The 8,575-nt window shown below is 64.7% G+C and carries 7 protein-coding genes; 6 read left to right on the forward strand and 1 reads right to left on the reverse strand.

The genetic code is table 11. The annotated features are described in order from the left end of the window. Window positions 1-57 precede the first annotated feature (57 nt). The 6 genes from GFD32_RS19870 (at window position 58) to GFD32_RS01735 (ending at window position 8,166) form a co-directional block, all read left to right on the forward strand. Entirely contained in the window at window positions 58-3,681 is a 3,624-nt protein-coding gene (locus GFD32_RS19870; RefSeq protein ID WP_163574708.1) for an EAL domain-containing protein, read from the forward strand. A 103-nt stretch (window positions 3,682-3,784) separates the two neighbouring features. Next, complete coding sequence (locus GFD32_RS01715; RefSeq protein WP_163574710.1) at window positions 3,785-5,467, forward strand: HD domain-containing phosphohydrolase; 1,683 nt, start codon at window positions 3,785-3,787, stop codon at window positions 5,465-5,467. Between the two features lie 184 nt (window positions 5,468-5,651). Continuing rightward, the gene (gene fliS, locus GFD32_RS01720) at window positions 5,652-6,071 is read left to right on the forward strand and encodes a flagellar export chaperone FliS (RefSeq protein WP_163574713.1); all 420 of its coding nucleotides are present in this window, start codon (window positions 5,652-5,654) and stop codon (window positions 6,069-6,071) included. Window positions 6,072-6,078: 7 nt separating this feature from the next. Then, on the forward strand, window positions 6,079-6,456 hold the full coding sequence (locus GFD32_RS01725) for a flagellar protein FliT (protein WP_240455510.1): 378 nt from the start codon (window positions 6,079-6,081) through the stop codon (window positions 6,454-6,456). Then, entirely contained in the window at window positions 6,453-7,886 is a 1,434-nt protein-coding gene (gene fliK, locus GFD32_RS01730; protein WP_163574717.1) for a flagellar hook-length control protein FliK, read from the forward strand. The genes GFD32_RS01725 and fliK overlap by 4 nt, the downstream gene beginning before the upstream one ends. Beyond that, window positions 7,879-8,166, forward strand: coding sequence for an EscU/YscU/HrcU family type III secretion system export apparatus switch protein (locus GFD32_RS01735; RefSeq protein ID WP_163574719.1), 288 nt, complete (start codon window positions 7,879-7,881; stop codon window positions 8,164-8,166). Before fliK ends, GFD32_RS01735 begins: the two co-directional genes overlap by 8 nt. A 285-nt stretch (window positions 8,167-8,451) precedes the next feature. On the opposite strand, the gene GFD32_RS01740 is transcribed toward GFD32_RS01735, so the two are convergent. Further along, on the reverse strand, window positions 8,452-8,575 hold a 124-nt coding region (locus tag GFD32_RS01740; RefSeq protein ID WP_163574721.1), incomplete at its 5' end, for a transposase.

Genomic DNA, 8,575 nt, shown 5'->3' on the forward strand with positions numbered 1-8,575 from the left:
GGGATTTTGCCGATAGCTATCACTAGCGATACGGACAATGATTCCTACGGGGGCGGCATGCCCAATAGCACGCAGCAGGTGGCAATCCATACCTGGCTGGCCATGGTGGCTACGCTGCTGCTCGTCATGGGCCTCATCAATGGATTGATGGCCTGGCAACTGCCGGCGCAGTGGCGTCCGCCTCTGGCCAGTCTGCCGATCATGCTGCTGGCCGGTGGCGGGCTCCTGGCGACGCTGTTGGCACGAGCTCACGAGAGACGGCTGTGTGGCGGCGTGCTGGCGATGCTGGGCGTGGTGCCGCTGTTGGCGTGGCTACCGGCACCGCTGGATGTCGTCGTGCAGGGCTGGCCATTTCCGGTAATGCCGCTCACCAGTATGGCGGTGGCTGCCTTGGCGGTGTGTTTCATGGTCGGAACGCGCTCTGACAGGGCGCGTCTGCTCTGGATCGGCGCGGGCGTTCTGTTGGTGGTGGTCAGCGGCGGGAATCTCGCGGTCGAGCTGTGGCCGGTCGTGGAGCTTCCGCCATTTTGGTCGCAGGCGTTCTCGTCGGCATTCACTGCCCTCCCTACGCTGTTTCTGGGGACGGCGTTGGTGCTGGTGGGGCGCAACCTGACCGAATTTCCTGCCGTGTTGCCTCGGTCGGTGATGCTGCCGCTGGCGGTTAGCCTTTCCGCGACGGCACTGGTCTGGTTTGCGTTGACCTGGCAGCACTACGATGCTCGCCTGACCAAGGCCCGAGAGTTGCTGAGCAGCTTCAAAGTGTCGGCCGAGCGTGAGATCGACCAGCATCAGCTGCTGCTGCAGCGCATGGCCGAGCGTTGGGGGAAGCTTGGCGGGTTACCGCAAGCCGGCTTTCGAGAGCTCGAGTTCGCCAGCTATTTTCGCGACACCTCCAGCCTGGTTTCGCTGCATTGGCAGAATGAGAATGAGCGCATCGTCTGGGGGCACGACCGTGATCCTGCCTTTGGCGTCAGGTACTGGCTAAGCCGGGAGGATGGCTGGCTATTCGACTGGCTGGCAGTCGGCGGCCCCTATCCGCGCTGGATTCTGCCCGACGCCGAGCGCCCGGAGTTGGCCATGGTGGCGGTGCCCTTGCCTTGGCAAGAAGCGCCGCGGGGGCAACTGGTGGCCGTGATCGACCTCGAACGGCTGTTGAGTCGCGAGGTGCGTTCGTACGTCAGCCCGCTGGTGATCACCGTGCACCGTGAGGGCGCTCGGCTGCCGCTCAATGCCGGCTCCCATGGCGAACCCGGCATCGAACTCAGCCGCGGCCTGCTCATGCTGCCGGGGGGAACCCCGATAGAGGCCCGCGGCTATGCGCCGAAGGCCGAGTCGTCGACTCTGGCTGGGGCGTTGCCCGTGGGCGTGGGCATCGGCGGCTTCGTTCTCAGCTACCTGATGGCCTTCAGTCTGGGCGTGGCGAATCTCAGTGCCCGTCGTTCGGTGACTCTGGCCAACACCCAGCGCCATCTGCGGGCTCAGCAGCGCGTGCAGACCATGGTGGCGCGCGACAAGCCGCTGGCGTCGACGCTTCAGGCGATTTGTCGCATGGTGGAAGCTCAGTCGCCGGGCGCGCTGTCGTCGATCATGCTCAGTGACCGTGAAGGGCAGCGTCTGGATGAGGTCTACAGCGTCAGCCTGCCCAGTGCCTTTCTCACGGCCGTACGGGGTGTGCCTATCGCCCCGAATGTGGGTGCCTGCGGTTCCGCGGCCTTTCAGCGCGATTTCGTGATCTGCGACGACATCGCCAACGACGCCCGCTGGCGAGGGTTCCATGACCTCACGGCCCAGTGCGGTTTGCGGGCTTGCTGGTCCTATCCGGTCGTCGGCAGCGACGGTCGGGTTCTGGGCACCTTCGCGACCTATTATCGCCAGCCTGCCGTACCCTGCGAAGATGACCGGCGCCGTATCATCGAGGCGGCCGATCTGGTGTCGCTGGCTGTGGAGCGCGAGCGCAATCGGGAGTCGCTGCTCATCCTCAAGCGCAGCGTTGAGGCCAGCGTCAATGGGATCACCATTGCCGACATGCGCCAGCCGGATATGCCGCTCATCTATGTCAACGAGGCCTTCGAGCGCATTACCGGCTATTCCCGCGACGAAGTGCTGGGGCGCAACTGTCGCTTCCTGCAGGGCAGCGATACCGACGAGCAGGCGCTCGCCGAGCTGCGTCAGGCGCTGGCCGAGTGTCGTGAGGCGAGCGTGACCTTGCTCAACTACCGCAGGGACGGCACGCCGTTCTGGAACAACCTCTTCATGGCGCCGGTACGCGATGGCGCCGGCTCTGTAACGCATTTCGTCGGCGTTCAGCACGACATTTCCCAGCACAAGGCCTATGAGGCCAAGCTGGCGTACCACTCGAGCCACGATGCGCTCACCGGCCTGGCCAACCGTTCGCTGTTCGAGGATCACCTCGCGCATGACGTGATGCTCGCGAGGCGGCAGGGGACCCGGCTGGCGGTGCTGTTCATCGACCTCGACGACTTCAAGCCGATCAACGACAGCCTCGGTCATGAGGTGGGCGACCAAGTGCTGGTGCAGGTGGCCAAGCGCCTGAGCGACGAACTCGCCCCCGGCGATACGCTGGCGCGCTTCGGCAGCGATGAGTTCGTCATCCTGCTGCCGGGCATCAAGCAGGATGACGACGCCCTGAACCTGGCCGAGCGGGTGCTGGCTCGCGTGGGGCGCGCCTATCGCGTCGGCGAGCATGAGCTCTATCTCGGCGCCAGCGTGGGCGTGGCCTTCCTCACCGACGACCTCAACAGTCCCGTGGAGCTGATTCAGCAGGCCGACATGGCGATGTATCGCGCCAAGCAGAAGGGGCGCAACGTCTGGCAATGCTTCACGGGGGAGATCAACGATGAAGTGAGCACGCGCATGGCACTGCGTAACGAACTGCAGGAGGCCATCGAGTGCGGCAACTTCGAGCTGCACTATCAGCCGTTGATCGGTGCCCGCGATGACAGCGTGGTAGGGTTCGAGGCGCTGGTGCGTTGGAAGCATCCGGTGCGCGGCTACCTGTCGCCGGGGCTGTTCATCCCCCTGGCCGAAGAGACGGGGCAGATCGTGCCGATCAGCGAGTGGGTGCTGCGTCAGGCGTGCCGCGACATGTGCGAGCTGGCTCGCGATGGGTTGGGGCACTTCCGTGTCTCGGTGAACCTTTCGCCGCTGCAGTTCCACCGCCCCAATTTCCTCGGCAACCTCAAACAAGCCCTGCTGGAAACCGGACTGGGAGCGGAGTACCTGGAGCTGGAACTGACCGAAGGCATTCTCATGAACGATACGGCCACCGTCATCGAGACGCTGCGGTTGCTGCGCGAGATGGGGGTGGAGGTGTCCATCGACGACTTCGGCACCGGTTTCTCCAGCCTGAGTTATCTCAAGGTGCTGCCCATCGGCAAGATCAAGATCGACCGCAGCTTCGTGCGCGACGTGACACGCAGTGCCCATGACAGCGCCATCGTGCAGGGTGTGATCTCCATGGCCCACCATTTGGGCCTGGCGGTGGTGGCCGAGGGCATCGAGGAGGCGGCCCAGGCTACCTACCTCAAGAATCACGGCTGCGATATCTTCCAGGGCTTTCATTTCGCCCGACCGATGCCGCTGACTCAGTTGCGGGGCTATCTCGTCGAGCGTGACATGGCGTCCGGTGCTAAAGATCGCCCGGTTTCGGCCGATAAGTGACCTCTGGCGACTGAACGCCTCTTGGTGACGGCTGCGTTGAGGTGGCCGTCGACGGTTTGTGGTTTCGGGTCGCGCATGGCGGCCCGCTGGGGATGAGGCAAGGATGGCGCAGGCGCAAGACGATTTCGTACGCATCACCAGCCCGGCGGAGGTCGAGTCGCTGCTCGATCAAATGATCGAGCCAGGCGGGGCGTCGCTGCTTCTCGACAAGCCGGCGAGCAGCCCGCAGCCGGTGCTGCTCACCGAGCAGGTGGTGGGCGAGTCGCTGCTGCTCGATGTCACCGCCATCCGCGAGGTGTCCAGTCAACTCAAGCGTGGGCTGGGCTTCCGCCTGCTGGGGCAGATCGCCGGCAAGATGGTGCGCACGCCGATGCTCAAGGCGGAGAGCTGCAGCGTCAGCGGCGATCGTGTCGTTTGCACGAGCGACTATCCGCTCTACCTCGAGGAATTGCAGCGCCGCGAGTCGTTCCGTGCGCGCTTGCGTCTGGGCATGGAGGTGGGTGCCATTCTGCGTGGTGACGACGACGCCTCGGCCCAGGGAGACCTCAAGGATCTTTCCCTGGAGGGCTGTCAACTGGAGCTGCCGGCATCGGTGGCTTCGCTGCTGGGGTCTTCCGCCCACCCTCTGGAAATCGAACTCTGTTTTCCCGACGGTACCCACTTCACGATGAAGGGGTCGCCCCGTCACCAGGCGTCCGACCCCGAGCGCCAGGCACTGCGGGTGGGCTTTCGTTTCGAAGCGGTCACCGGCGAGCAGGAGCGCAAGCTGTGGTATTTCGTCCGCGAGATCGAGCGGGAAGCAACGCGCAGCGCCGGTGACGGGGACAGCGGGCGGCTGCCATCACTGCTGTTTCAGGCTCAGTCTGCCGCGCCGCCGGCAGTGGGGCGTCGCAACCTACTCGACTATCCCACACCCATGGCGCGTCGCCTGGCGCGGGTGGCGGGCTACCTGGATGCCCAATTGCTGGAGCTCCAGCAGGATGGAAGCATCGATTCCGTGCAGCTCTCGCGGCATGCCGATCGTCTGCTGTTGCTGGCCGACGAAGATGCCGAGGCGCTGCTGTTCGCCACTCGCTGCCTGTATCGCGAGCCGTTGCTGGTGCGTCATGGCCTGGCCGTTGCGGTGCATCTTTTGGTGCTGGCCGGTGGCAACAGCGTGCCGCGCGATGTGCGCAAGGCGATGGCTGCCAGCGCCATGGTGCACGACCTGGGCAAAGGCCTGCTGTCCAGGGCGTTGATGGAGGCAAAAACCTTCGGTGTCGATGAGCGTGCCCAGCTCGAACCCCATGTGGCGACGGTCCTGGAGGGGCTCAGCACGTGCCATTGGCTTTCGGCGAGCGTGGCACGTTCCGTGGTGGGCGGCATCAACGAGCGGCTGGATGGCAGCGGCTACCCGGGCGGGCTGGCCAGCGACCAGTTGCATGAGCTGGCGCGAATGAGCGCCGTCGTCGATGTGGTGGATGCCATGCGCCGCGACAGGGCCGACCGTCCGGCCTGGGCCATCGATAGCGTCTACCGCCATCTGCTCAAGGAGCCGGGCCTCTTCGACCCGCGCTGGGTCAAACGTTACATCCAGTGCTTCGGGCTGCGCCCGGTGGGCTCGCTGGTGCGATTCAAGGGCGGAGAACTGGGCTGGATACAGCGCTTGGACGCTCAGAAACGCCCTTTCCAGGTACAGCTCACCGAGCGCATCGAGCCACCCGGCGATGCGCTGGGGCGGGTGATTCGCGGCGACGTCGTCGGCCAGCTTGGCGAGCCCGTTGAGGAAGTGCCCGTTTCCACTTGAAGCGAGTGTGAAACGCCTGCCAAGCGCTAAAGTTGTGGCGTGCTGGGCCGATCATAGGAAATGAGCGCAGGCGATGGCCTTTTTCCCGGCACATGGCCAGCGAGAGTTTGTCAAACTGATTGCCTGTTTTCCCTGCCCATGACGATTGGGTCGCGGTGGGGGCGAATCGATAGAGGAGTCCACCATGAGTTCCACGCGAGGAGCTACCGCCTACGGGCGTGGTGCCGGTGCCTATGCCAGAGTGGGAGTCGAGAGCGCCACGATGTCGGCCAATCCGCATCGGCTGATCGTGATGCTGTTCGACGGTGCGCTTGGCGCGATCCGAGCGGCACGCATCCACATCGAAGCCGGCAACACGAGCGAGAAGGGCAAGTCCATTTCCAAGGCCCTCGAGATCGTCAACAGTGGGTTGGCGGCTGCGCTGGATATCGAGAAAGGCGGCGAGATCGCCGAGCGGCTCGCCTCGCTTTACGATTACATCGCGCGTTTGCTGCTCTCGGCCAACCTCCACAACGACGTGGAGAGCCTCAATCAGGCAGAGCGGCTGCTGGACGATATCGCGTCGGCATGGCGCGAGATCGGCACGGCCGAAGCACAGGGCTGAGATGACCATGAGCGAAGCGAGTGGCCCCGATGCGGTGATTGGCGCCTATCGGCGGCTTCGCTCCCTGGTGGCCGAGATGCTGGTCCTGGCTGGAAATGCTGAGTGGGACGAGCTCATCGAGCGTCAGCAGCGTTATCTGGAGCAGGTGGATCGCATCAAGGCGCTGGATGCCGAAAGCGAGCTCCCCGCGGGACATGCCGCGCACAAGGCCGAGCTGCTGGAGGCGATTCTCGCCGATGACCTGGCGATTCGTCGGCATCTGGTGGCGCGCCGGGACGAGCTGGGTCAGCTCATCGATAGCTCGCGACGCCAGCGTGATCTGCAGCGTGCCTACGGCCGGCAGGGCGCACCTTTGGGTGACGGTTTCGATCAGGGGTCGACGTGAGCGGCATCAATCCGCTTCTCGATACCCTGCTGCACCAGGTGCTCGGCAAGCGTGTCGACGTTCAGCCGCCGCGAGATCTCAACGAGCCGGTGCGCTCGGTCGATCCGGGGGAAGGGCCGCGTGCCCTGCACAGCGATTCTCGTCTCGATGGTCGACGTCCGAGCGGTGCTCCCCTCACCGGTCTCTCGCCCACACCGCAACGCGGTGAAGCGCCCAGCCAACGCCTGCCCCTTGCCGAGGCCACTCGGCAGGCCTCCTTCCAGACCCATTTCAGCGCATCGGCGCGCACCATTGCCGATGTTCTGCTGCGCTTTCCTGCGCCGCCTTCCGTGCTGAGTACCCAGGTACCGCTGATGGGCGCCGATGATCCCCCGAATGCCACGGAGTTGGCGCAACGCTTGCAAAGCGGCGTGCGCGATAGCGGGCTCTTCTATGAATCGCACCTGTCTCGCTGGTACCGCGGCGAGATGAGCCGCCAGCAGTTGCAACGCGAACCGCAGATGATGCGGACTCTGCAGTTCACTCCGGCAGCGGCGACGGCGGGTCAGTCTCTGGCCCCCGCTCCGCTGGCCAGCGCCGCAGGCCAGGGAGGCGCTCAGCCGGGGGTAGCGAACCAGTCGGTTCAGGCGGGAGCGGCCAATCAGGCGGCGAGTGCGGCTCAGGCAGCGGCCAGTGCCGTACGCCAAGCGGGGCAGGCTGCCGCATTGGGCAGCGTGACCGGTGCGCAGGGCGGCGAAACGCCAGCGCCGCGCGGCACGCAGGCACCCCAGCCGACGCCCGATGCGACCGGCATGCTGGGGACGTCGCAGACGGCCAACAAGGGGGCGGCCCAGGCGGCGGGTTCCTATGCCGCTACCGGGGCGCTACTGCCGGGCCGCGAGGCGGCCGCCGGAGCGGCGGCGTCCCGCAGCGCCCCCCAACCTCAGCCGGCCATGCCGGGAGCCGAGGTGGCGAGCGTTCGCGACACCACCGAGCCGGCGGCCCTGCAGGCACGTGGCGGCGTTGCTGAGCAGCCGGTTCATGAAAGCCTGCAAGGTCTGGTGCGCCATCAGCTCGAGATGCTGGTGTCTCCCGTGCTGCGCTGGGAGGGGGATGTCTGGTCGGGCATCTTCATGGCATTGATGGTGCAGATTCCCGCTTCCGCCCAGCGCGAGGGGCAGGGCGAGGACCCGGATCGCAACGACGATGGCGAGGAAGAACGGACCTGGCATTCCGAGCTGCGTCTCGAGGTGCCGCGGCTGGGTGAGATAAAAGTCGTGCTGTGGTTGCGGGAAGCCCAGGTACGCGTCGAGCTTCGTTCCGCCGATGAGGCGGCACTGTCGAGCCTTCGTTCCGGGGCGTCTCGGCTTCAGGAACGGCTGCTGGTAGCCGGTCTGGAAGAGGCGCTGATCGATACCCGGCTCGTGAGCGGGGAGGGCGACGATGGCTGATTCGCGACGATCTCCGCGCCGTCAGGCCGTGGCGCTGGCCTACCGAGACGGCGATGATGCACCGCGGGTACTGGCCAAGGGCTATGGCGACATGGCCGAGCGCATCCTGAGCGAAGCTCAGCGTCAGGGGGTCTACGTGCACGATGCCCCCGAGCTGGTTTCGCTGCTGATGGGACTCGACCTGGATGAGCGTATCCCGCCGGCGCTTTATCAAGTCATTGCCGAAATCCTGGTGTGGGTGTACGAGCTGTCGGATGCGGTTCCCCCGGAATCGTCATGAAGTGTTTTTTTTTGTAATTTAATGCATTGATTTTTGCTCGTATTAGCCATGTCAACCCTCGTGCCGTTTCGTATAGTGCTTTTGGACCAAACGGTTATCCCGATATTACGAAAATTTGATCCGTGTCATGGCATGATCGACGCCGACTCGCCTTTTGGCGAGTAGCCAACCCCCTTGGCAAGACGGCACAATCCCCATACGCTGAATAGGCCATGCTGCATGGCAGTTATTCCGGCTTTTGCCGGGATGCGTCATGCTTGCTGGGCTTCGAATCAAAAAAAAGGTTCATCGCACTTTGCCGGGAAACGCGGCACGGATCTTCAGAAAGAAGTACTCCATGTCGCGGTACCCATAGGCCATCCGCTTGATGACCTTGATCCGATTGTTCATGCCCTCCAGCACGCTGGTG

Origin of the sequence: Halomonas faecis (assembly GCF_010993975.1) — a bacterium.
Classification (GTDB): domain Bacteria; phylum Pseudomonadota; class Gammaproteobacteria; order Pseudomonadales; family Halomonadaceae; genus Halomonas; species Halomonas faecis.

Excerpts from the sequence above, each read along its gene's own strand:
- GFD32_RS19870 (WP_163574708.1), top strand. The coding sequence starts at position 58 with ATGCCCAATAGCACGCAGCAGGTGGCAATCCATACCTGGCTGGCCATG.
- GFD32_RS01715 (WP_163574710.1), top strand. The coding sequence starts at position 3,785 with ATGGCGCAGGCGCAAGACGATTTCGTACGCATCACCAGCCCGGCGGAG.
- fliS (WP_163574713.1), top strand. The coding sequence starts at position 5,652 with ATGAGTTCCACGCGAGGAGCTACCGCCTACGGGCGTGGTGCCGGTGCC.
- GFD32_RS01725 (WP_240455510.1), top strand. The coding sequence starts at position 6,079 with ATGAGCGAAGCGAGTGGCCCCGATGCGGTGATTGGCGCCTATCGGCGG.
- GFD32_RS01735 (WP_163574719.1), top strand. The coding sequence starts at position 7,879 with ATGGCTGATTCGCGACGATCTCCGCGCCGTCAGGCCGTGGCGCTGGCC.